The organism is Pedococcus sp. KACC 23699 (assembly GCF_045348425.1).
GTDB lineage: Bacteria > Actinomycetota > Actinomycetes > Actinomycetales > Dermatophilaceae > Pedococcus.
In genome coordinates this window covers 1,994,844-2,017,681 of record NZ_CP157483.1, presented here as the reverse complement: position 1 = coordinate 2,017,681, position 22,838 = coordinate 1,994,844, and the positions used below count along the sequence as shown (strand labels likewise).

Below are 22,838 nucleotides of genomic sequence, written 5' to 3'. Positions count from 1 at the left end.
CGGCTCGACTGTTGGGCCATGGACACCATGACCCTCCACCGCAGCGCGTCCGACGGCCTCCCTGCCGTCCCGCAGACCACCACCGTGCAGACGGGACCCTCTGCCTCCGGGCGCCTCCAGCGCCTCTGGCGCGCCCGCGAGGAGGACCCGTCCTGGGCCCGCCCCGCACTGCTGGGCCTGCTGTTCGCGACCGCCCTCCTCTACTTCTACGACCTCAGCGTCAACGGCTACGCCAACTCGTTCTACTCAGCGGCCGTCCAGGCCGGCAGCAAGAGCTGGGAGGCGTTCTTCTACGGCTCCTCCGACGCCGGCAACTCGATCACCGTCGACAAGCCTCCGGCCTCGCTGTGGGTCATGGCGCTGTCCGTCCGCGTTCTCGGACTGAGCTCGTTCTCGATCCTCCTGCCCGAGGTCCTCATGGGTGTGGCGACCGTGGGTGTCGTCCACGCCACGGTCCGCCGCCACTTCGGCGCCGCGGCCGGCCTCGTCGGAGGCCTCGTCATGGCCCTGACGCCCGTGGCGGTGCTGATGTTCCGCTTCAACAACCCTGACGCGCTGCTCGTGCTGCTCATGGCGCTGGGCGCGTGGGCGACGCTCAAGTCCATCGACGAGGGCTCGCACAAGTGGTTCGCCATCGTCGGCGTCCTGATCGGGCTCGGCTTCCTCACCAAGGCGCTGCAGGTCCTGCTCGTCGTGCCGGCGTTCGGCCTCGCCTACCTGCTGTTCGCCAACACGACGTTGCGACGCCGCATCACCGGCGCCCTCATCGGCGCCGCGGCCATGGTCCTGTCGGCCGGCTGGTGGGTCGCCGTCGTCGAGCTCGTCCCGGCGAGCATGCGCCCCTACATCGGTGGCAGCCAGGACAACTCGTTCCTGTCGGTCACCTTCGGCTACAACGGACTCGGCCGCATCAGCGGCAACGAGACCGGCTCGGTCGGCGGCGGCAACGGCTGGGGCACCCCCGGCCTGACCCGCATGTTCAGCTCGTCCATCGGTGGCCAGATCTCCTGGCTCATCCCCTCGGCCCTCATCCTCCTTGCTGTCGGCCTGTTCCTGCGCGGGCGGGCGCCGCGCCCCGACCCCCGCCGCGCGGCATACGTCGTCTGGGGCGGCTGGCTCCTGGCCACGATGCTGACCTTCTCGCTGATGGCCGGGATCTTCCACGAGTACTACACCGTCGCCCTCGCGCCGGCCGTCGCCGCGGTCGTCGGCATGGGAGCCGGCGAGGCGTGGGAGAACCGTCATCGCCCGATCGGCTCGATCACGCTCGCTGCCGCGACGGCCGCGGCCGCCACCTGGTCGTTCATCCTCCTGTCGCGCACCGACTGGCAGAACTGGCTGCGGATCAGCGTCCTCGTCGTCGGACTCGCGAGCGCCCTGCTCCTGCTCGCGATCACGCAGCTGCACCGCAGGTTCGTCCCGGCGGTCGTCGCAGCCGCCCTCGTGGCCGTCCTCGCCGGCCCCGCGGCATACAGCCTCCAGACCGTGGGCACCGCCCACACCGGCTCCATCGTCACCGCCGGCCCGTCGACGGGCCGTGGAGCATTCGGCGGAGGTATGCCGGGTGGAGGTATGCCGGGTGGTGGGCCTGGTGCGGGCGGCACGCCCCCCGGGATGGTGCAGGGCGGGACCGGCACGGCTCCGGGCGGCACGGGCACGGCTCCCGGTGGCACCACCGGCGCAACACGAGGCGGTACCGCCGGAGGGATGGGCGGCCTGCTCGACGCGAGCACGCCGAGCACGGAGGTCGTCTCCGCCCTGAGCGCCGACGCCGGCTCCTACCGCTGGGTCGCCGCCGCGATCGGGTCGCAGAACGCCGCGGGACTCCAGCTCGGTACCGGCCTGCCGGTCATGGCGATCGGCGGCTTCAACGGCAGCGACCCGTCGCCGACGCTGGCGCAGTTCCAGGCGTACGTCGCGAACGGCGACATCCACTACTTCGCCGCCAGCAGCGGCCAGGGTGGCGGCCCCGGTGGCGGCATGGGCGGTTCGGGCACGGGGACGGAGATCTCCACCTGGGTGGCGGCGAACTTCACCTCGGTGACCATCGGGAGCTCGACCTTCTACGACCTGACCCAACCGCTGTCCGGGACCACGGGCACGGCCGCCGCGACCCAGACCACCTGAGGGGGACGACGGTGAGCGACCTGACCTCCCCCACCCCGGTGCTGGACGTCGTCATCCCGGTGCACAACGAGCAGCACACCGTGGCGGCCTGCGTGTGGCGGCTGCACCAGCACCTCGTGCAGACCTTCCCGTACCCGTTCCGGATCACCGTGGCCGACAACGCCAGCACCGACTCGACCGTCCTGGTCGCAACGGGGCTGGTGGCCGAGCTGCCCGGCGTCGCGGTGGTCCAGCTCGCGGAGAAGGGTCGGGGCCGGGCCCTCAAGGCCGTCTGGCTGACCTCGGACGCGCCGATCCTCGCCTACATGGACGTCGACCTCTCCACCGACCTCGATGCCCTGTGGCCCCTGGTCGCGCCGCTCATGTCTGGCCACTCCGACCTCGCCATCGGCTCACGGCTGGCACGCGGCTCACGGGTGGTCCGGGGTGCCAGGCGCGAGGTCATCTCCCGCGCCTACAACCTGATCCTGCGAGGAGCGCTGGGTGCGAGGTTCAGTGACGCCCAGTGCGGGTTCAAGGCCATCCGGGCCGACGTGGCGGCCGAGCTGCTGCCGCTCGTGGAGGACACCACCTGGTTCTTCGACACCGAGCTGCTCGTCCTGGCCCAACGCTGCGGGCTGCGGATCCACGAAGTGCCGGTCGACTGGTTCGACGACCCGGACTCCCGCGTCGACGCCGTGGCCACGGCGCTGGACGACCTGCGCGGGGTGCGCCGCGTGCGCCGGTCGCTGTCCTCGGGTGCGCTGCCGGTGGCCGACATCGCGGCCCGGATCGGACGAGGCACCCCGGGAGGCAGCACGTGGCAGCAGCTCCAGCGGTTCGCTGCCGTGGGGGTGGCGAGCACCGTCGTGCACCTCGGGCTCTTCGCCGCACTCACCGCGAGCGACGCCTCGGCCCAGGGCGCGAACCTCGTGGCGCTGCTCGTGGCAACAGTCGCCAACACGGCCTTGAACCGGCGGTGGACGTTCGGCATCCAGGGTGGTCGCGGCGCTGCCCGCCACCAGGCCCAGGGGCTCGTCGTCTTCGGCATCACCTGGCTGATGACCGCCGGGGCGCTCGGCCTGCTCCACCTGGTGACGACCACCCCCGCCACGTCGCTCCAGACCGCGGTGGTTGCCCTCGCCACGGCTGCATCCACGGTTGTACGGTTCGTCGCGATGCGCTCGTGGATGTTCCGGACGCCCGCTGCCGTCGAGGACGGTCACGAAACGGCGGCTGCGCGGCATACCGAGGTGACGAGCCGGGTCGCCTGACCGCTTTGGGGGCATGACAGTGACCCATGCGTCACGCCACTGCCCCCAAAGCGGATCGGCAGCGGAGACGGAGGGAGCCGTCGCCTGCGCTTCGCTCCGGCTCCTCCAAATCCCGCGTGCAGACCAGAGAACGAATGAAGGACCCGACGAGAAGCGTGTCGGGTCCTTCATTCGTTCTGCGGAGACGGAGGGATTTGAACCCTCGATGGGCGATAAACCCAAACCGCATTAGCAGTGCGGCGCCATAGACCGGACTAGGCGACGTCTCCACGCCCGGACGACAGGTCGACCGAGCCCGCACAGGGTATCCGGACGCCGCGCGCAGGAGCAAAGCGACCCCCCTGCGACCAGCGCGCAGTGGTCCCCGAGGTCACTTGCAGATGTCCGTGTTGGCCGTGCGCGCCGCGATCGTGGCGGTGTCGGTGGGGTTGCTGGTCGCGGTCACCGACGGCTTCGGCAGGGGCGAGGTCCCGGTGCGGTTGGGGATCTCGACGGCAGCCGGGGAGTCCAGGCCCATGCTGATTTCGAGCGTGCTGCCCAACGTCGCGTCGGCCTTGACCTTGGCGCCCGGGAACACCGCGGCGACCGTGCGGGCTGCCTCGGCCTTGCCCGGGCCGTAGCGCACGACGACGCCCGAGGTCTTGTCGCCGGTGCCGGTGAGGTAGGTCTGGACGCGGAAGCCCTGCAGCGACAGGTCGGAGGCTGCTTGCTTGGCAAGGCCGGGGACCCCGGAGTCGTTGGTCACCCGGACGGAGATGTCGCCTGGCGCCACCGTGAGCGCCGGGGTGGAGGTCGTCGCCGTCGGCGACGGGGTCTTGGTGCTCTTCGGCACCTTGGTGCCGGGCAGCGGCTTGTCCTCGCGGATGGACTTCCAGATCGACTCGGCGGACGGCAGCCACTGCACGCGGTTGGGGTCGGGGGCGTAGACGGTCGTCGGCAGCTTCACGAACCGGATCTGGTCGGTGCCCATGGACTGCACGCTCTGAGCGATGTCCTTCATCGCACCGACGTCGAGCCCGGTGTCGGTGGTCATCGCGCCGGTGGCCGCGTCCAGGAAGCGGAACAGCTTGTCGGGGCGCAGCAGCAGGGAGGACTGGGTGGCTTCCTGGACGACGGAGGACAAGAATGCCTGCTGCCGGTCGATGCGACCGAGGTCGGACCCGTCCCCGATGTTGTGGCGCACCCGCACGTAGGCCAAGGCATTGGTGCCGTTGACCCTGGTCCTGCCGGCCGGCAGGTCCAGGTGGCTCTGGGGGTCCTTGACGGCCTCAGGGAGGCACACCGTCACACCGCCCAGGGCGTCGACCATCTTCTGGAACCCGCGGAAGTCGATGACGACGAAGTGGTCGACGTAGATCCCCGTCAACCCCTCGAACGTGCGGATCGTGCAGGCGGGCCCACCCAACGTGAAGTTGGCGTTCCACTGACGCATCACGCCGTTCTCGACGGTGTCCTTCTTGTTGTTGCAGTCGCGTGGCGCCATGGTCATCGAGTCGCGCGGGATCGACACGACGATCGCGGACTTGCGGTCAGCCGCGAGGTGAACGACGAGGTTGGTGTCGGAGCGGGCACCCGTGATGCCGTACTCCTTCTGCCCCTTGCCGAGGTTGGTGCCGGCTCGGCTGTCCGAACCGATGACCATGATGTTGACCGGGGGCAGGTTGGTGGCTGCGTCGGTCGTGGCGTCCTGCTTGGGGCGGTCACCCAGGGCGCTCGTGATGTCGACGCGGCTGATGTTGCCGTTGAGCTTCACGTACGCCGCGATACCGAGGACGAGGACGAGGACCATCAGGCCGGCCACCCCGAAGAGGGCACGACGCATCCACGGGTGCCGGTGCGACCTCCCCTGGTGCCCTTCTGAACGCTCTCCCGCAGTGCCTGCCGCCTGGGATGTGTCCTCCACCGGGACCTCTGCACCCTGGCCGGGCGTGCTGCCTGGCGCAGAGCCGTTGGTGGGCTCGCTCACGTTGACCTCTCTGTTCGACTGCACCGCCTTGCGTAGGGGCGGGGCGACGCGTCGTCGCGCCGAGTGTAAGGGCGCGACCTGAGGATCCGGCCTCACGTCGCTCTCTACACCGACGTCCGACGCGCCCGTCAGGTTGCCCCTCGGAACAAATTGGACATGCCCTTCCAGCCGGGTGGGGTTGGATGGGCTCATGAGCAAGCGAGCACTGGTGGGGGCCCTGACAGCTGCGGCCGTGGTGGTGGCCCTGGTCGGCGGTGGCCTGTGGTGGCGTCACACGACGGTCGAGAAGGAGGTGGACGACCAGTCCCGGGCAGCGGTGACCGCCTTCGCGAGGGGCTGGTCGCAGCGGTCCTTCACCAAGGCGGGCGCCACCTTTGCGGGCACCCAGGCGCAGACCGTGCAGGACGGGTTCACCACGGCCACCAGGGGTCTCGGCAGCGGACCGGTCACCGTCGAGCCCGGTCCCGTCGCCCGCAACGGCGATCGCGCGACCTCGACCCTGAAGGTCACCTGGACCCTGGGCGGTGACGTGAAGTGGTCGTACGACGCGCCTGTCACCGTCCGACGAGCAGGCCAGGAATGGGCGGTCGTGCCGCCCGCGACCGGGTCGCTGTGGCACCCGGGACTCAAGGCCACCGACACCCTCAAGGCCACCCGCACGTGGGGCCGGCGGGGTGACCTGCTCGACCGCGACGGCAAGCCCTTGATGCCCATCGGCAAGGTCTACCCGGTGCAGATCGACCCGAGTCGCGCCACGGTCTCGACGGTCAAGGCCTTGGAGAAGGTCGTCGACGAGCCGGCCGGCTCCCTGGTCGCCAAGCTCGAGGCGGCCACCAAGGCCGGCAGCAAGGCGCCGATCGCCGTCATCACCTACCGCGAGACCGACTTCCAGGACCGCAAGGCCGCCCTGGACGGGCTCAAGGGCGTCATCTACCCCGTGCGCGAGCAGCCGCTCGCCCGGAGCCGCACCTTCGCCCAACCACTTCTCGGTTCGTATGGCGCGGTGAGCTCCGAGCTCGTCGCCAAGAGCGAGGGCCGTTACGTCGCAGGCGACTACGCCGGACTCAGCGGCCTCCAGGGTCGCTACGACGCCCAGCTCGCCGGCACGCCGGGGGTCACGGTGACCTCGAGCGCCACGCCGGACACCCCGTTGTTCACCAAGGAGGCGGTCGACGGCACCGACGTGAAGACCACGCTGGCCCCCACCGTCCAGACGGCCGCCGAGTCCGCCATCGCCCGGACCGGCGACGTGCCTTCGGCCCTGGTCGCGGTCGACGTGGCGACCGGCGACGTGCTCGCCTCGGCGAACTCGCCGGCCCTCGGGTTCGACCGCGCCCTCACCGGTCAGTACCCGCCCGGCTCGGCGTTCAAGATCGCCAGCACCTACGCGCTGCTCACCGGCGGCAAGGTCACCCCGACGACATCGGTCGACTGCCCCAAGTCGATCACCGTCGACGGGCGTTCCTACAAGAACTACGAGGGCGAGGAGCTGGGCACACCGGACTTCGCGACCGACTTCGCGCACTCCTGCAACACCGCGTTCGTCAAGCTCTCGAGCGACCTGGGTGACAGCGACCTGGCCAAGGCGGCGCAGGCCCTCGGCCTCACCGGCTGGGCCAGGACGCTCGGTGTCGGCAACGCGTTCGACGCCAGCGTCCCGGCCAACAACGGCAAGACCGACAAGGCGTCGGCGATGATCGGTCAGGGTCGCAACCTCACCTCCCCCCTCGCCCTCGCGACGATGGTCGCGTCCGTGGCGCGAGGCAGCGCCATACCTCCGGCGCTCGTCACGGACCCCGCCGCACCGGGCGCGGACCGCACGCCGAAGCCGCTGGACTCGAAGGTCGTCGGGCAGCTGCGCGACCTGATGAGAAAGGTCGTCACCGACGGCACCGGCACCGTCCTGCGCGACGCCCCCGGTGGCGCGGTCCGCGGCAAGTCGGGGACCGCCGAGTTCGGTTCGAAGAACCCGCCGGAGACGCACGCGTGGTTCGTCGGCTACCAGGACGGGGTGGCCTTCGCGGCGCTGGTCGAGAAGGGCAAGAGCGGCGGCACCGTCGCGGCGCCGGTCGTCAAGGACTTCCTCACGGCGCTGGCGAAGTAGCCGGTCGGGCAGCTCGAGGCCTCCCCATCGAGCTCGCTCCAGTGTCGCGGGCGCCGTTGCGACAGAACGAGGCCCCCAACCGGGATCCGGTGGGGGCCTCGCTGAAGACTGTGGTTGAGCAGTCCTCGGATCAGATCGGGCGAACGGCGTCAGCCTGGGGGCCCTTGGGTCCCTGGGTGACCTCGAACTCCACGCGCTGCGCCTCGTCCAGCGAGCGGTAGCCCGAGGAGTCGATCGCCGAGTAGTGGACGAACACGTCCGGGCCGCCGCCGTCCTGGGCGATGAAGCCGAAGCCCTTTTCAGCGTTGAACCACTTAACGGTTCCCTGTGCCATGGGGTAACTCTTTCCTTCGTAGCCATTGGTGCCACGCACTTTGCGAAACACCAGGCTGCCGTACACAACCCCACCGACGAGACATGCCCGCCTCAGATGAGAAAAGCCCGCTCTGATGGTGCTAGGGCGGGCACTTCGTCGACCTTTGCGAGGAACTGCTTGATGCAACCGCGACAGACGCTAGCACGCAGGATCCGAAACGTGGAGACCAACTGGAGTCAAATTATCAACAGGGATCCAGGGGCTGGGGGAAGCTCCCTCGGGGCTCAGACGCCGCGTACGGCACGCACCGGCGGCCGGTCCCCGCGGATGGTCGCGACCATGTCGACGACCCGTCGCGTGGCCCGGACGTCGTGCGCCCGGAACACCGTGGCGCCCAACCACGCCGCGACGGCGGTCGCGGCGAGCGTCCCCTCGAGCCGGTCGTCGGCCTCCAGTCCCAAGGACTCCCCCACGAAGTCCTTGCGGGACAACGCCTGCAGGATGGGGAAGCCCAGCTGGGCAAGGTCGGCCGTGTGCCGCAGGAGGACGAGCGAGTGGGCCGTGGTCTTGCCGAAGTCCAGGGTCGGGTCGACGAGGATCCGCTCGGCCGGGATCCCGGCCTCCAGGGCCTCCCGGGCGCCGGCAGCCAGCGTGCGCAGGACGTCCCGGACCACGTCGAGCTCGTCGGGTCCGTAGGTCACGCGCACCGGATCGGTCCGAGGTGGCAGGCCACCCGTGTGCGAGCACACGACGCCGGCCCCGATCTGCGCCGCGACCCCGACGAGCTCGGGGTCGTGACCTGACCACGTGTCGTTGACGAGGTCGATGCCGTGCCGGCCACCCTCCCGGGCCACCTCGCTGCGCCAGGTGTCGAGGCTGAGGACGAGGTCGGGGTATGCCCCGCGGGCGTGCTCGAGAAACGGTGCGACCCGTTCGACCTCCTCCGCGGCCGAGACGTGCTCGCCCTGCTGCCCGGCCCGCACCCCGCCGACGTCGACGATGTCGGCGCCGGCATCCACCGCGTCGTCGAGGGCCCGTTTCGCCGAGTCGAGGTCGGCATGGCGGTTGCCCACGAAGAACGAGTCGCGCGTGCGGTTGATGATCGCCATCACCGCGGGCCTCGAGGCGTCGAAGGTCCGGTCGCGCAGCACCAGGGGCGGGGTGCGCGGGAGGTCGATCGGCTGCGGCTGCGGGGTCGTCACGGCGTCATCCTCGCACCGGTCGACCCGCCCAGCCCGGCACCCCTTCTACGCCGCTGCACCCTCACCGGCAAGGGACCGCAGACCCGGGTCCGCCACGCGTCCCGGTGGAAGGCTGGGGCATGGCCGGCACCAGGCACCTCCCCCTCCGCCGCTGGATCGTCCGCACGACCATCGGCTCGTTCTCACTCGCAGCGTTCATGGGCATCGTCGCCCTGCTCACCGGCGGCGGGTTCGGACCCACCGAACGCCGGGTCCTGCTCACCACCCTGCTCGTAGGGGTCGCGAGCATCGCCGTCCTCAGCTACCTCTCGACCGCCGGCCGGCGCTCCCAACCGGTGGGGGTGGCCGGCGGGATCAGCGTGCTCGTGCCGTTGGCGTGCGGCCTCTTCATCATCTGGGGCGTGGACCTCGAACGCGGGCCGAGCGAGGGCCTCGGCCGCACGTTCGGGGTGGGCGCGGTCGTCGCCGCCACGCTGGCCCAGGCGAGCCTGCTCCTGGCCGTCGCCGACTCCGCGCGCCGATGGGTCACCCGGATGCTCTTCGGCACCCTGGCCATGGCCGCGGTTCTGGCGGTGATGGTGTGCGTGCCGATCCTCGGCTACGAGCCGAAGGGCAGCGGCTACTTCCGGGTCCTGGGCGTGGTCGCGATCCTGGACGTGCTGGGCACGGTGGTGCTGCCCGCGGTGGTGAGGTTCGGCGCGGGCACCACCCGAGCGGCGACGCCGCCGACCGGGACACGCCGAGGCGAGCTCCACCCGTCGGAGGCTCCCCCGGAGCTGCCGGCGTCGCTCGAGGCTCGTCTCACCGCATACGCCACCTCCCGGGGTACGACGCGCGAGGCTGTCGTGGCCGAGGCGCTCGAGGAGTACCTCGATGCTGCCGAGCACCGTTCGGGGTCAGGGAGCGGCGTCGCTGGGTAGGGTCGGGACGTGGCCTTTGACTTCAGCATGAGCCCAGCCGTCGAGCAGCAGCGCCGACGGGTCGAGGAGTTCGTCGCGACCGAGGTCGTGCCGCTCGAGCAGCAGGTGTTCGCCGAGGGGATGACCGACGCCCTGCGTGTCGAGCTCCAGGCGAAGGCCAAGGCCGCCGGGGTCTTCGCACCCCAGGCGCCCAAGGAGTTCGGCGGGGGCGGCTTCCGGTTCGACGAGTCGGCCGTGCTGCTCGAGGAGGCGGGCTACTCGCTGCTCGGGCCGCTCGCCCTCAACTGCGCGGCCCCCGACGAGGGCAACATCCACCTGCTCCACATGACCGGGTCGACGATGCAGAAGGAGAAGTACCTCGAGCCCCTCGTCGCCGGCGAGGTGCGCTCATGCTTCTCGATGACCGAGCCGCCGCCCGGCGCCGGGTCCGACCCGTCGGCACTGAAGACCCGCGCCCGCCGTACCCAGGGTGGCTGGCTGCTCAACGGCGACAAGTGGCTCATCACCGGAGCCGACGGTGCCGCGTTCTCGATCGTCATGGCCCTCAACGAGGGGGATGACGCCCCCGACGGCGCGACGATGTTCCTCGTCGACGCGGACAACCCGGGGTTCGTCGTGGGCGAGCACCTCAACACCATCGACGCGACCGGCGTCGGCGGACACTGCCGGGTCGCGCTGCGCGACTGCTTCGTGCCTGACGACCACGTCCTCGGAGAGGTGGGCAAGGGCTTCCAGAGTGCGCAGGTCCGCCTCGCCCCCGCGCGCCTGACCCACTGCATGCGCTGGCTCGGCGCCGCCCGGCGCGCCCAAGACATCGCCGTGGAGCGTGCTGTCGGACGAGAGCTCTTCGGCACCACGCTCTCCGACCTCGGCATGGCTCAGGCCCTGATCGCCGAGAACGAGATCGACCTCGACGCCGCACGCTCGATGATCTGGCACGCGTCGTGGGCGATCGCCGAGGGCCAGCGCAGCAGCGAGCAGTCCTCGCGCACCAAGGTCTTCGCGAGCGAGGCGGCCTGCCGCGTCGTCGACCGCTCGGTCCAGCTGGCCGGTGGCATGGGCACCTCGGAGGAGCTCGTCCTCGGCCGGATCTACCGCGACATCAGGTCCTTCCGCATCTACGACGGCGCCACCGAGGTGCACAAGATGTCGATCGCCAAGCGCGCGGCCCGCAGGGCCGCCGCACGCACGGCCGGCCGTGAGGACCGCGCGTGAGCCCGGCGGACGCCATACCGGGTTCGGCGAGCGGTCACGAGCGGGAGGAGGTCCGCGGGCTGCCGCGCGCGAGCTTCACCGCATGGGCCGCCGAGGCCGTGCCCGAGCTCGGACCGGACTGGACCGCCGAGGTGATCTCGGGCGGCCTCTCCAACATCACCTACCGCGTCACCAGCCCGACGGCGACGGTGATCGTGCGCCGACCACCACTGGGCAAGCTGCTGCCGAGCGCCCACGACATGGGCCGGGAGTCGCGGGTGCTGACCGCGCTCTGGCCCACCGACGTCCCCGTGCCGCAGGTGCTCGCCACGACCTCGGACGCCGACGTCGTCGGAGCCCCGTTCTACGTCATGGCACTCGTCGAGGGCACCGTCTACCGCGACCCGGCGCAGACCACCGAGCTCGCCGTGGCCCACCGTGACCAGCTGTCGGACTCGCTGGTCGACGTGCTCGCCGCCATCCACGCCGTAGACCTGGACCGCACCGGCCTGCGCGACTTCGGCAAGCCGGACGGCTACCTCGAACGCCAGGTCCGGCGGTGGAGCGGGCAGTGGGAGGCCAGCCGCACCCGCGACCTCCCGGCGATGGACGACCTGATCCGGGCCCTGGACGCCCAGCGCCCCATCGGCGGTGAGGTCACGCTGGTCCACGGTGACTACCGCCTCGACAACACCCTCGTGAGCCACGACCGTGGTCGACCCGAGGTCGCGGCGGTCGTCGACTGGGAGCTCAGCACGCTCGGTGACCCGCTCGCCGACCTCGCGACCTGGCTCACCTACTACTCCGGCCCCGGTGAGGACGGCAGCGCCGTTCCCGTCGCCGCCGGGCTCACCGCGCACGAGGGGTTCCCGACGACCGACGAGATCGCCGAGCGGTATGCCGCGGTGACCGGCCGCGACGTGTCCGCCCTGGACTACTACCGCGCCTTCACCGACTTCCGCCTGGCCGTGATCCTCGAAGGGGTGCACGCGCGCTACCTGGCCGGGCGCTCGATGGGTGAGGGCTACAACCGCGTCGGTCACTCCGTGCCACTTCTCGTCGAACGCGCCCTGTCCCGTCTCTAGCTGACAGGCGGCTCTCCGGCCTGCCTCGAGTCCCGAGGGTCGACGCCCTAGGAGTCGAAGCCGAGGCCCAGGTGGTCGAGGGTCCGGAGCCAGGCGTTGCGGCGCCCGTCGTTCTGGTCGGCGCGGGCCAGGGCCCAGCGGGTCAGCTGGATCCCGGCGTAGGCGAAGGGTTCCGGTGGGAACGGCAAGGGCTTCTCGCGCACCATCTGCAGTCGGGTGCGCTCGGTGTCGGCGCCATCGAGCAGGTCCAGGGTGACGGCGGCGCCGAACCGCGACGCCCCGACACCGAGACCGGTGTAGCCCAGGGCGTAGGCGACGCGACCGTCGTGGGCCGAGCCGTAGAACGCGCAGAACCGGGTGCAGGTGTCGATCGCCCCTCCCCAGCGGTGGCTGAACCGCAGGCCCTCGAGCTGGGGGAACGTCTCGAAGAAGTGCGTGGCCAGCCGCTCGAACGTCTGCGGACGCTGGTCCTTCGTCGGGCGCACCCGGCGGCCCAGGTGGTAGATCGCGTCGTAGCCACCCCAGAGGATCCGGTTGTCGTCCGTGAGCCGGTAGTAGTGGAACTGGTTGGCCATGTCGCCGACGCCCGCACGGGTGTGCCAGCCGATCGACGCGAGCTGCTGGTCCGAGAGCGGCTCGGTCATGAGCACGTAGTCGTAGACCGGCACGGTGTGAAGGCGGGTCCGGCGCAGGAGCGACGGGAACGCGTTGGTACCCAAGGCAACCCGCGCCGCCCGCACGTCGTGACCGCGCTCGGTGTGCACCCGCATACCGGCGCCGTCCCGCTCCAGGCCGGTCACCTTGGTTCGTTCGACGATGCGGACGCCCAGTGACTCCGCCGCCTCGGCCAGGCCCCAGACCAGCCGGGCCGGGTCGACCATGGCGGTCTCGTCGGGGGTGTGGACCCCAGCGAGGTAGGTGGGCGAGTCGAGCTCGGCGCGCATGGCGTCCCGGTCGAGGAAGGTGCCCGTGCCGACGTCCTCGCGCAGCCAGTCGACCTGATGGGGCGCCGTGGCGACCGTGAGCTCACCGGTGCGCTGGAAGTCGCACCCGATGTCGTGGCGCTGCACGGTCGCCTGGATCGCGTCGAGGTTCGCGAGGCCGAGCTGGTGCAGCTGCTCGTACTCCGCGGGCCAGCGTTCGCGACCGTTGGACTCGCCGTGGGTGAGGCTCGCCGAGCAGAACCCACCGTTGCGGCCCGAGGCGGCCCAGCCGATCCGGCCGGCTTCGAGGAGCACGACGTCCCGACCGGGGTTCGCCTCCTTGGCGAGCAGCGCGGTCCACAGGCCGGTGTAGCCACCACCGACGACGACGAGGTCGGCGGTGGCGTCCGCGTCGAGCGACGTCCGTGGCGCCGGACGGTCCGCCCGGTCCAGCCAGAACACCGACGGTGCGGCGTCGGCGAGGGCGTGGGCGGCAGGACCGCTCAGCGTCCCCGCCGAGCCACCCGTCAACGGGGACAACGGCGCCATGTCCCTCAGCTGCCGGTGTAGTGGCGGTCCGCCACCTCGAGCGCCTCGTCGAGGATGGCCAGGCCTTCGCGCACCTCGTCCGCCGTGGTCGTGCACGGGGGCACGACGTGGGTCCGGTTGAAGTGCGTGAACGGCCAGAGGCCACGCTCCTTGCAGGCAGCCGCGAAGTCGTTCATCGCCTTCGCATCCGCACCGCCGGCGTTGAACGGCACGAGCGGCTCGCGGGTCTGGCGGTCGCGCACGAGCTCGAGGGCCCAGAACGCGCCGAGTCCGCGGACCTCACCGATGCTCGGGTGGCGCTCGGCGAGCTCGCGCAGCCCCGGGCCGATGACGTCCGCACCCAGGGATCGGGCGTGCTCGACGATGCCCTCCTCCTTGAAGATGTTGATGGAGGCGACGGCCGAGGCGCAGGCCAACGGGTGGCCGGAGTAGGTGAGCCCACCGGGGAAGGGCTTGCTGTCGAACGACGTCGCGACGCGCTCGGAGATGATGACGCCGCCGAGCGGGACGTAACCGCTGTTGACGCCCTTGGCGAAGGTGATGAGGTCGGGGGCCACACCCCAGTGGTCCACGGCGAACCACTCACCGCAGCGGGCGAATCCGGACATCACCTCGTCGGCGATCATGACGATGCCGAACTCGTCGCAGAGGTCGCGCACGCCCTGGAGGTAGCCCGGCGGCGGGACGAGGATGCCGTTGGTGCCGACGACCGACTCGAGGATGATCGCGGCGACGGTGTGGGCGCCCTCGACCGCGAGGATGTCGCGCAGGTGCTGCAGAGCGCGCTCCCCCTCCTCCTGCTCGGTGGTGGAGTGGAAGGCCGAGCGGTAGGGGTAGGGCCCCCAGTAACGGACCACACCCGGCATACCGGGCTCGGAGGACCACCGGCGCGGATCACCGGTCATGGCAATGGATCCCGCGGTGGCACCGTGGTAGCTGCGATAGGCGGCGAGCACCTTGTGGCGCCCGGTGTGCAGGCGCGCCATGCGCAGGGCGTTCTCGTTGGCCTCCGCGCCGCCATTGGTGAAGAACACCCGGTTGAGGTCGCCCGGCGCGAGCTCGGTGATGAGGCGGGCGGCCTCGGAGCGGGCGTCGTTGGCGAAGGCCGGGCTGATCGTCGTGAGGCGACCGGCCTGCTCCTGGATCGCTGCGACGAGCTTGGGGTGCTGGTAGCCGATGTTGACGTTGACCAGCTGGCTGGAGAAGTCGAGGTAGCGCTTGCCGGAGTAGTCGGTGAAGTACGACCCCAGGGCCGAGGCGATCGGCAGCGGGTCGATGAGCCCCTGCGCCGACCACGAGTGGAACACGTGCCCACGGTCGTCGCGGCGGACCTGCTCCTCGGTGGCGCCGGTGACGCCGTCGAGCACGTCGGTGGCGAGGGTCGGCTGGACGGTGGTGTCGGTCATGGGTGTCTCTCTCCGGCGGCGGGGATCAGCGGGTGCGCGGGAAGCCGAGGTCGACGCTGGACGTGGCCGGGTCGGGCCAGCGCTGCGTGACGACCTTGCCGCGGGTGTAGAAGTTGATGCCCTCGGGCCCGTACATGTGGGTGTCGCCGAACAGCGAGTCCTTCCAGCCGCCGAAGGAGTAGTAGGCGACCGGGACCGGGATCGGGACGTTGATGCCGACCATGCCGACCTCCACGTCGAACTGGAACTTGCGTGCGGCCCCACCGTCGCGGGTGAAGATCGCGGTGCCGTTGGCGTACTGGTTGGAGTTGATGAGCTCCAGGCCCTCCTCGTAGGTGTCCACGCGGACGACCGACAGGACCGGGCCGAAGATCTCGTCGGTGTAGACGGTCATCTCCGGGGTGACGTGGTCGAGGAGGGTGGTGCCGAGGAAGAACCCGTCGCTCGGCAGGTCACCCTCGCGGCCGTCGACGACGACCGTGGCCCCGGCCTCTTGGCCCGCGCCGACGTAGCCCTTGACCTTGTCGCGGTGCTCGGCGGTGATGAGCGGGCCCATGTCGGTGTCGGGATCGGTGCCGTTGCCGACGGTGAGCTTGGGCAGGCGGGCGGCGATCGCGTCGACGAGCGGCTGCGCGACATCGCCCACGGCGACCGCGACGGACAGCGCCATGCAGCGCTCACCCGCGGAGCCGTATGCCGCGGACACCACCGAGTCGGCGGCCATGTCCACGTCGGCGTCGGGCAGGACGAGGGCGTGGTTCTTCGCGCCGCCGAGGGCCTGGACGCGCTTGCCGTTCGCCGTGCCGCGCTCGTAGATGTACTTGGCGGTCGGGGTCGAGCCGACGAAGCTCACCGCAGCGATGCCGGGGTGGTCGAGGATCGCGTCGACGGCGACCTTGTCGCCGTGGACGACGGTGAAGATGCCGTCGGGCAGACCGGCCTCCTTCCACAGCTGGGCGAGGAAGAGCGCCGCGGACGGGTCCTTCTCCGAGGGCTTGAGGAGGAAGGCGTTGCCGCACGCGATGGCGTTGGCGCACATCCAGAGCGGCACCATCGCGGGGAAGTTGAACGGCGTGACGCCGGCGACGACGCCGAGCGGCTGGCGGATGTTGTAGACGTCGACGCCCGTGGCGGCCTGCTCGCTGAAGCCACCCTTGAGCAGGTTGGGGACGCCGGTCGCGAACTCGACGTTCTCCAGGCCCCGGGCGATCTCCCCGGCGGCGTCGGACAGCACCTTGCCGTGCTCGGAGGTGATGATCGCCGCGAGCTCGGGCGTGCGGGCGTGCAGCAGCTCGCGGAAGGCGAACAGCACGGCGCTGCGGTGCGACAGGGAGGCGGTCCGCCACTCCTTGGCAGCCGCGGCAGCACTGGCCACCGCGGCGTCGAGCTCCTCGACCGAGGCCAGGTCGACCTCGCCGGTGACCGCACCCGTGGCCGGGTTGTAGACCGGTGAGGTGCGTCCGGAGGTGCCCTCGGTGGGCTGGCCGTCGATCCAGTGGGAGATGCGCGTCGTCATGGGTCACACCATACGATCCACTCACTAGTAGCACAATAGAAGTATTGCTATGGTGCAAACATGACCGCGACCCTCAGGGCCCTCGAGGAGCGCCTCGACTCCCCTTCGGCCAAGGGTTTGGCCCACGCCGTGTCCGCGACCATCCGCGACGGAGTGCTCGTCGCGGGCGACCGGCTCCCCCCGATCCGCGCCGTCGCGGCGGAGCTCGCCCTGTCGCCCACCACCGTGAGCGCCGCGTGGGCCCTGCTTGCACGATCAGGCACCGTGGCCACCGACGGGCGACGCGGAACGAGGGTGCTGGACCATCGCGCCGGCGGCACGGTTCGCTACCGCGCTGCGCTCGACCGGCCCTCGACGTTCGAGCACGACCTGTCCACCGGCGTTCCCGACCCCGCGCTGCTGCCCGACCTCGACCGGGCCCTGGCCGGGCTGCGGACGGCACCGACCACCGGCAGCTACCTCGACGACCCGGTGCTGCCCGACCTCGCCGCGACACTGCTCGCCGACTGGCCGTTCGAGGCCCACGAGGTCGCTGTCGTGGACGGGGCCATGGATGCCATGGACCTGTTCGTGCGGACCCAGCTGCGCTTCGGCGACCGGGTGGTCGTGGAGGACCCGGGGTTCCCGCCGCTGGTGGACCTGCTCGAGTCCGTGGGGGTGCAGCTCGTCGGGGTCGCCGTCGATGAGGAGGGTCTCGAGCCGGTCGCCCTCGAGGCCGCGCTCGGCGAGCCCGTGGCGGCGGTCTTCCTGCAGCCGCGCGCCCAGAACCCCACCGGCGTGACCATGAGCACGCGACGCGCTGCCCGGATCGCCGACCTGCTCGAGGGACGCGCGACGATCGTCGTCGAGGACGACTCCGCTGCCGGGCTGTCGCCGTCCCCGCTCGTCAGCCTCGGTCAGTGGCGCCCCGACCAGACCGTGCACATCCGCTCGTTCTCGAAGTCGCACGGGCCCGACCTGCGCCTCGCCGCCCTCACCGCGCCCGCGCCGATCCTCAATGCTGTCAACGGTCGTCGCCAGCTGGGGCAGGGCTGGTCCAGCCGGTTGCTGCAGCAGGTGCTGCTCGGGCTGCTCACCGACGACGTCGCCACGGCCGCGGTCCAGGCCGCTGCCCGCAGGTATGCCGCGCGACGGGCCCACGTCGTCGGCCGCCTGCACGAGCGGGGCGTCGAGGTCGGTGGCACCGAGGGGATCAACATCTGGGTGCCGGTGCAGGACGAGACCGCTGCGGTGGTGCGCCTGGCCAGCCAGGGGATCGGGGTCGCGCCGGGAACGCCGTTCCGGATCGGCCCGGCGGGCGAGGGCGGCCACGTCCGCGTCACCGTCGGCCTGGCCCAGGACGACGCGTCTGCCCTCGACGCCCTGGCCGACTCGCTGGCCGACGCCGCCCACACCGGGGGCTGGAACGGCCGCGCCCGCTGACCTGCCCCGGACGGCACGAAGGCCGGGCTGCAGGGTTGCCCGACCTCCGGCCCGCCGCCCTAGAGCGGACGCGCATTTCCCCTTGCGGGGTCGCGCCCAACGCTAGGGGCGGCCCGTCCGGGACAGGATCGTGCAATGCGCGTACCGATGTGCGGGCTTTCCTACGCTCGCTTGCTCATCTCCCGCATCCGCCGCACACCACAGCCGCGACCCAGCACAGGTTGCTGCCCCAGGCACAGGTTGCTCCTTACCTCCGCGGCAGCAACCCCTGCTAGCAGACGTTGCTGCAGGACGGGGACCAGGTGCTGCGGGACAAGGAGCAGAGCTGGGCGGGCGGAGGGCGTGGGATTCGAACCCACGATGACGTTGCCGCCATAGCGGTTTTCAAGACCGCCGCACTAGGCCACTATGCGAGCCCTCCTGGCCTGGCGACAGACCTTCGCCGGACCGGGGCCAACGGTATCGTCACGTCATGGACGGCTACCAACGCGAGGGCGAATCCGAGGCCGAGCGCCTCGACCGCAACTGGGACGAGCTGCTCCAGGAGCTGCGGGTCACCCAGACCGGCGTCCAGATCCTCACCGGCTTCCTGTTGACCCTGCCCATCCAGCCGGCCTTCGGTCGCATCAGCGGCTTCGAACGCACCGCCTACGTCGTGGCCATCAGCACGAGCATCCTGGCCACCTGCCTGCTCATCACCCCGGTGGCGATGCACCGGTGGCTGTTCCGTCAGCAGCGCAAGGGGACGCTGGTCCACGTCGCCCACCGCGTCGCCGTCCTGGGCCTGGCCGCCCTGGCCGGAGCCGTGGTCAGCGTCATGGCGTTCACCTTCTCCCTCGTGCTGGGCCAGCCGGCCGGCATCGTCGCGGCAACCCTCGGAGCCGTCCTGTTCCTCGCCGCCTGGCTGGTCTTCCCGCTGGGCCTGAGCCGTCGCCTGAACCGCTCGACAGGCCCCTGAGCAGGGCACTTGTTAGTGTCGAACCACACCGAACAAAGGATTCACCATGGGCAAGCTGACCTTCATCGCCGGCGTCGCCGCCGGTTACGTCCTCGGCGCCAAGGCGGGGCAGAAGCGCTACGAGCAGATCCGCGGACGCGCGAGCCAGGTCTGGGCGAGCGACCCGGTCCAGACCCGCGTCGAGACCGTCAAGGATGCCGTCAAGGAGCAGGCCCCCGTCCTCGGCGCCAAGCTCGGCGACGCCGCCAAGACGGCCGGCGCCAGCGCCAAGGAGCGACTCACGGGAGAGGACCTCCCCGAGACCCTGCACCGCGGCACCGACGGCAAGCTGCACGCCGACACGTCGGGCTTCGGCCCCGGGGGCGACAAGCTCCCCTGACCTGCACCCGTCAGAACAGACGGAGACGCACGAGAGCCCGCGGCGCGCCATACCGGATCGGTATGCGTGCCGCGGGCTCTCGTGCGCACCCCCGTGCAGCTCAGCCCCTGTTCTTCACGGTCGCCACCGGGCGGCCCGCGTCGCACGTGTGCCGGAAACCCCTGACCAGCACCTGCTCCCAGCGGACCGACCCGGTGACGTGCCCTTGAGGGCAGACCCGCAGCGCAATCGCTCGCACCGCCGGTCACCACGCTGGCACCCCCTGTTGGCCAGCGCCTCAGCCACACCGGCACGGCGCCGTCGGCGTGCGCCCTTCCGACATGACATGAGGTCTCCTCTCGTTGGGCCCGGTCCGTCATCCCCGCTCGAGCCCGACACCGGACAAGAGCACCGACCCCGGCTCCTGATACACCGACCCTGAGACTTTCTCGGCCGAGGTCGGACGACCTTCGTCGGCAGCGGTCGACCCCGGACTCGCACGTCGCCCCGAGGTATCAGGGAGAACCACGCGAACTCCTGTCTGTGAGGCACCCGCCTCACTACGCTGACCCCGGGCACGCCCGATCGGCGCACCCAGGGTCAGCACCGCCCTCAGGAGAGCCCATGGCACACGTGACCCCCACACCGAGCAGGGGACCGGGCCGCCGCGTCCCCCACCTGGCGGTGCCCGGCAGCGCTGTTCGACGCCTCGGGGCCCGGGCCCTCGACCCGGCCACGTGCAAGCGGCTCGGCGACCAGCCCGCGCCGCGCCCCACGGTCTACGTCGGCGACACCCTCCTGGTCCGCGGCCTCCTCCAGGGCCGGGCCGAGGGACCGGTCAGCGCCCTGCGCGAGCAGCTCAAGGGCCGCTACACCGTGCAGGAGCGCCGTGAGACGGGGCTGGGTGAGGTGTTCGGCCGCCTAGAGCTGGCCGACGAGCTGGACCGGGTCGGGACCACGAGCGTGCTCATCACGCCGGTGAAAGGGAAGTCCGTCGAGCCCCCGGACGCGTGGCAGATCCTCCAGGACTTCCGCAGCGCCCACCCACGCCTGGCGTCCGCCGTCGAGCTCAGCCACGTCATGGTGGGGAGCGGGTACGGCGACGGCGTGGGTTACGGCGACGGGGTCGGCTACGGCGACGGAGTGGGTTACGGGGACGGCGTCGGGTATGGCGACGGGGTCGGGTACGGCGACGGCGTGGGCCTCACAGGGCTGCCCGGAGGCGGACCGTCTGGACGGTCCCCGGTCACCTGGGCGGCACCGGACCCGTGCCTCCCGGGCCCAGCCGAGGGTTGGGGCAAGGGCACGGGTGAGGGCTCCGGCGAGGACCGCGTCGACGGACCGGTCGTGGCCCTGCTCGACACCGGCATCGGCGCCCACCCGTGGTTCGAGCGCGGGGTCATCAAGGACGTCGAGGTCGACGGCGTGCCGGTGGGGCTGGTCTGGACGCCGGCCGATGACCCCGAGCACACCGGCGTCACCGTCGACCGGGTGAACGGCGTGCTGGACCGGCTCGCCGGCCACGGGACGTTCATCGCGGGCATCGTGCGCCAGCACTGCCCCGAGGCCACGATCATGGCGATCCCGGTCATGTACGGCGACGGGGTCGCCGACGAGGCCGACATCATCGACGCCCTCCAGCTGCTCTACGCCCGCCAGCTCCTGGTCGAGCGCGACCGCGACGCACACGGCCCGGCGATCGACGTGCTGTCCCTGTCGCTCGGCTACTACCACGAGACGCCGGGGACGTTCGAGGACGAGGGCGCGCTCGTGACGGTCCTGCGCGCGCTCAGCTCGACGGGCGTGGCCGTCGTGGCCGCTGCCGGCAACGGGTCCAGCGACGTCGAGTTCTTCCCCGCGGCGTTCACCTCGGGTGCGGGGTTCGACGTGCCGCTGGTCAGCGTGGGTGCGCGCAACCCGGGCGGGCTCAACCCTGCCGGTCCCACCGTCTCCGTCTACTCCAACACCGGGTCGTGGGTCACCGCCTACCGGTGCGGCACGGCCGTGGTGAGCACGATGCCGACGACGTTCGACGGCAGCATCCGCAGCGTGCTCAACCTCCCCGGCTCGACCAACCCGGCTCGCGGCTCGATCGACCTCGACGACTACTCGGGCGGGTTCGGGTTGTGGAGCGGCACGTCGTTCGCCGCCCCGGCCCTCGCCGGTGACGTCGCGGCCGAGCTCCTCGCCTGCACGAGCGGCAAGGGGGATGATGGCGAGAAGGGCGCCGGCACCCAGGCTCGCGTCAAGGCCGCGGCAGGTGCCGTCGCCTCGGTGCTGGAAGGCGGTCGCTCGTGATGCATGCCGACGGCACCACCGGCAGCCTCGCCGAACGGACGGGACGCGCGTTCGCGGCATACCGCGGCGGCGACCCAGCGGCGATGGCCGACCTCGTGGACGCGACCACGGCCCTGCTCTGGCACACCGCACGCGCGCAGGGGCTGGGCAGCGCCGCCGCAGAGGACGTCGTGCAGACGACCTGGCTGTCGCTCGTACGGCACCAGCACTCGATCGAGGACCCCCGCGCCGTCCTGAAGTGGCTTCTCACGACCGCTCGGCGCGAGGCGTGGAGCGTCTCGCGCCGGTCCCGGCGCGAGGACGCCCGCGAGGAGATGGGTGACCTGCTCGACGGAGCTACCGTGCTGACCGACGGGCCGGAGCAGCTGGCGGTCCGAGGCCACGAGCAGACCGTGCTGTGGCGACACTTCGCGGCCTTGTCGCAGCGGTGCCAGGAGCTGCTGCGTGTCGTCGCCCAGGCCGAGCGGCCGGACTACCAGTCCGTCGCCGAGGCTCTCGGGATGCCGGTCGGCAGCATCGGCCCGACGCGGGGGCGCTGCCTGGCCAAGCTGCGCGCGGACCTCACGAACGACCCCGCCTGGGAGGTGGCGTCATGACCGGGTACGCCGACGACGAACTCGAACTCCAGCGCCTGGCCGCGGAGCCGCTCGACGCACAGGACGAACGGGCCCTGGCCGCCGTGGGCAGCATCTTCGCCACCAGCGACCCCGTGCCACCGGGCCTCACCGAACGGGTCAAGTTCGCGATGACGGTGGCGTCCTTGGAGGCGGAGGTCGCCGAGATCACCCGGACCAGCGCCGAGGCGGTCGGCGTCCGGACCACCGTCTACGACCGCGCGGCCACGGTGACCTTCTCGACCGACACCGTGAGCGCCATGGTCACCATCGAGTCCGTCGACGGGGTGCGTTCCCGGCTCAGCGGCTGGGTGAGCGACGGCCCCACGGCGGTCGAGCTGCGGGAGCGGTCGCGCACCCAGACCACGCAGACCGACACCGAGGGACGGTTCACGTTCGTCGGCGTCGAGCGCGGCCTGGTCCACCTGGTGCTGCGCCGGATCGACCTGCCCGACAGCCGTCCGGTGATCACCCCGGCCATCGAGATCTAGGGGACCCCATCGAGGTCGTCGACCCCGAGGTCGAGGAGCTGCTCTCGCGGGGGCGCCACCTCAACTCCATCGGGCGCTACCGGGACGCCGAGGCGGCCCTCGTCGACGCGCTGGCGCTCGTCAACGCGTCTGCGCT

The 22,838-nt window shown here is 71.3% G+C and carries 18 protein-coding genes and 2 tRNA genes; 12 read left to right on the top strand and 8 right to left on the bottom strand.

Annotation, left to right across the window (positions count from 1 at the left end):
* The first annotated feature begins 18 nt into the window (after positions 1-18).
* Both ABEG17_RS09410 and ABEG17_RS09405 read left to right on the top strand, forming a co-directional pair.
* Positions 19-2,127 carry an ArnT family glycosyltransferase gene (locus tag ABEG17_RS09410; RefSeq protein WP_406833024.1) on the top strand — a complete coding sequence of 703 codons (2,109 nt, stop codon included), beginning with the start codon at positions 19-21 and terminating at the stop codon, positions 2,125-2,127.
* 11 nt (positions 2,128-2,138) lie between these two features.
* A complete protein-coding gene (locus ABEG17_RS09405; protein ID WP_406833023.1) occupies positions 2,139-3,380 on the top strand; it encodes a glycosyltransferase in 1,242 nt (413 codons plus the stop codon).
* Positions 3,381-3,559: 179 nt separating this feature from the next.
* Here ABEG17_RS09405 and ABEG17_RS09400 read toward each other — a convergent pair.
* Together ABEG17_RS09400 and ABEG17_RS09395 are read right to left on the bottom strand one after the other, a co-directional pair.
* Positions 3,560-3,649 (bottom strand) — tRNA-Ser (locus tag ABEG17_RS09400).
* Between the two features lie 101 nt (positions 3,650-3,750).
* A complete protein-coding gene (locus ABEG17_RS09395; RefSeq protein ID WP_406833022.1) occupies positions 3,751-5,346 on the bottom strand; it encodes an LCP family protein in 1,596 nt (531 codons plus the stop codon).
* Between the two features lie 190 nt (positions 5,347-5,536).
* Between ABEG17_RS09395 and ABEG17_RS09390 the strand changes: the two genes are divergently transcribed.
* On the top strand, positions 5,537-7,450 hold the full coding sequence (locus ABEG17_RS09390) for a penicillin-binding transpeptidase domain-containing protein (protein ID WP_406833021.1): 1,914 nt from the start codon (positions 5,537-5,539) through the stop codon (positions 7,448-7,450).
* Positions 7,451-7,580: 130 nt separating this feature from the next.
* On the opposite strand, the gene ABEG17_RS09385 is transcribed toward ABEG17_RS09390, so the two are convergent.
* Both ABEG17_RS09385 and folP read right to left on the bottom strand, forming a co-directional pair.
* Positions 7,581-7,784, bottom strand: coding sequence for a cold-shock protein (locus ABEG17_RS09385; protein ID WP_056915917.1), 204 nt, complete (start codon positions 7,782-7,784; stop codon positions 7,581-7,583).
* A 266-nt stretch (positions 7,785-8,050) separates the two neighbouring features.
* Positions 8,051-8,968 carry a dihydropteroate synthase gene (folP, locus tag ABEG17_RS09380; RefSeq protein WP_406833020.1) on the bottom strand — a complete coding sequence of 306 codons (918 nt, stop codon included), beginning with the start codon at positions 8,966-8,968 and terminating at the stop codon, positions 8,051-8,053.
* A gap of 119 nt (positions 8,969-9,087) precedes the next feature.
* Here folP and ABEG17_RS09375 point away from each other — a divergent pair, with 119 nt between their 5' ends.
* From ABEG17_RS09375 to ABEG17_RS09365, 3 genes are read left to right on the top strand one after another with little or no spacing between them, the layout of a single operon-like run.
* A complete protein-coding gene (locus ABEG17_RS09375) occupies positions 9,088-9,888 on the top strand; it encodes a hypothetical protein (protein WP_406833019.1) in 801 nt (266 codons plus the stop codon).
* A gap of 9 nt (positions 9,889-9,897) precedes the next feature.
* Positions 9,898-11,103, top strand: a complete 1,206-nt coding sequence (locus tag ABEG17_RS09370) for an acyl-CoA dehydrogenase family protein (protein WP_406833018.1) — start codon at positions 9,898-9,900, stop codon at positions 11,101-11,103.
* A complete protein-coding gene (locus ABEG17_RS09365; RefSeq protein ID WP_406833017.1) occupies positions 11,100-12,167 on the top strand; it encodes a phosphotransferase family protein in 1,068 nt (355 codons plus the stop codon). The genes ABEG17_RS09370 and ABEG17_RS09365 overlap by 4 nt, the downstream gene beginning before the upstream one ends.
* Before the next feature lie 47 nt (positions 12,168-12,214).
* On the opposite strand, the gene ABEG17_RS09360 is transcribed toward ABEG17_RS09365, so the two are convergent.
* The 3 genes from ABEG17_RS09360 to ABEG17_RS09350 are packed head-to-tail and all read right to left on the bottom strand — an operon-like array spanning position 12,215 to position 16,561.
* The gene (locus ABEG17_RS09360) at positions 12,215-13,639 is read right to left on the bottom strand and encodes an NAD(P)/FAD-dependent oxidoreductase (RefSeq protein WP_406833016.1); all 1,425 of its coding nucleotides are present in this window, start codon (positions 13,637-13,639) and stop codon (positions 12,215-12,217) included.
* A 5-nt stretch (positions 13,640-13,644) separates the two neighbouring features.
* On the bottom strand, positions 13,645-15,045 hold the full coding sequence (locus tag ABEG17_RS09355; protein WP_406833015.1) for an aspartate aminotransferase family protein: 1,401 nt from the start codon (positions 15,043-15,045) through the stop codon (positions 13,645-13,647).
* 25 nt (positions 15,046-15,070) lie between these two features.
* On the bottom strand, positions 15,071-16,561 hold the full coding sequence (locus ABEG17_RS09350) for a CoA-acylating methylmalonate-semialdehyde dehydrogenase (RefSeq protein WP_406833014.1): 1,491 nt from the start codon (positions 16,559-16,561) through the stop codon (positions 15,071-15,073).
* 60 nt (positions 16,562-16,621) lie between these two features.
* Here ABEG17_RS09350 and ABEG17_RS09345 point away from each other — a divergent pair, with 60 nt between their 5' ends.
* Positions 16,622-17,983 carry a PLP-dependent aminotransferase family protein gene (locus ABEG17_RS09345; RefSeq protein ID WP_406833013.1) on the top strand — a complete coding sequence of 454 codons (1,362 nt, stop codon included), beginning with the start codon at positions 16,622-16,624 and terminating at the stop codon, positions 17,981-17,983.
* Between the two features lie 334 nt (positions 17,984-18,317).
* On the opposite strand, the gene ABEG17_RS09340 is transcribed toward ABEG17_RS09345, so the two are convergent.
* Positions 18,318-18,404, bottom strand: a tRNA-Ser gene (locus tag ABEG17_RS09340).
* A 51-nt stretch (positions 18,405-18,455) separates the two neighbouring features.
* Here ABEG17_RS09340 and ABEG17_RS09335 point away from each other — a divergent pair.
* From ABEG17_RS09335 to ABEG17_RS09315, 5 genes are all read left to right on the top strand, one after another.
* Positions 18,456-18,941: a DUF6328 family protein gene (locus tag ABEG17_RS09335; RefSeq protein WP_406833012.1), complete on the top strand. Its 486-nt coding sequence runs from the start codon at positions 18,456-18,458 to the stop codon at positions 18,939-18,941.
* A 46-nt stretch (positions 18,942-18,987) separates the two neighbouring features.
* Positions 18,988-19,320 (top strand): protoporphyrinogen oxidase, encoded by a 333-nt coding sequence (locus ABEG17_RS09330; RefSeq protein ID WP_406833011.1) that lies wholly within the window; start codon positions 18,988-18,990, stop codon positions 19,318-19,320.
* Between the two features lie 603 nt (positions 19,321-19,923).
* Positions 19,924-21,597: a S8/S53 family peptidase gene (locus ABEG17_RS09325; RefSeq protein WP_406833010.1), complete on the top strand. Its 1,674-nt coding sequence runs from the start codon at positions 19,924-19,926 to the stop codon at positions 21,595-21,597.
* Positions 21,597-22,193 carry an RNA polymerase sigma factor gene (locus ABEG17_RS09320; protein WP_406833169.1) on the top strand — a complete coding sequence of 199 codons (597 nt, stop codon included), beginning with the start codon at positions 21,597-21,599 and terminating at the stop codon, positions 22,191-22,193. Before ABEG17_RS09325 ends, ABEG17_RS09320 begins: the two co-directional genes overlap by 1 nt.
* Positions 22,190-22,702: a hypothetical protein gene (locus tag ABEG17_RS09315; RefSeq protein ID WP_406833009.1), complete on the top strand. Its 513-nt coding sequence runs from the start codon at positions 22,190-22,192 to the stop codon at positions 22,700-22,702. Before ABEG17_RS09320 ends, ABEG17_RS09315 begins: the two co-directional genes overlap by 4 nt.
* Positions 22,703-22,838 lie beyond the last annotated feature (136 nt).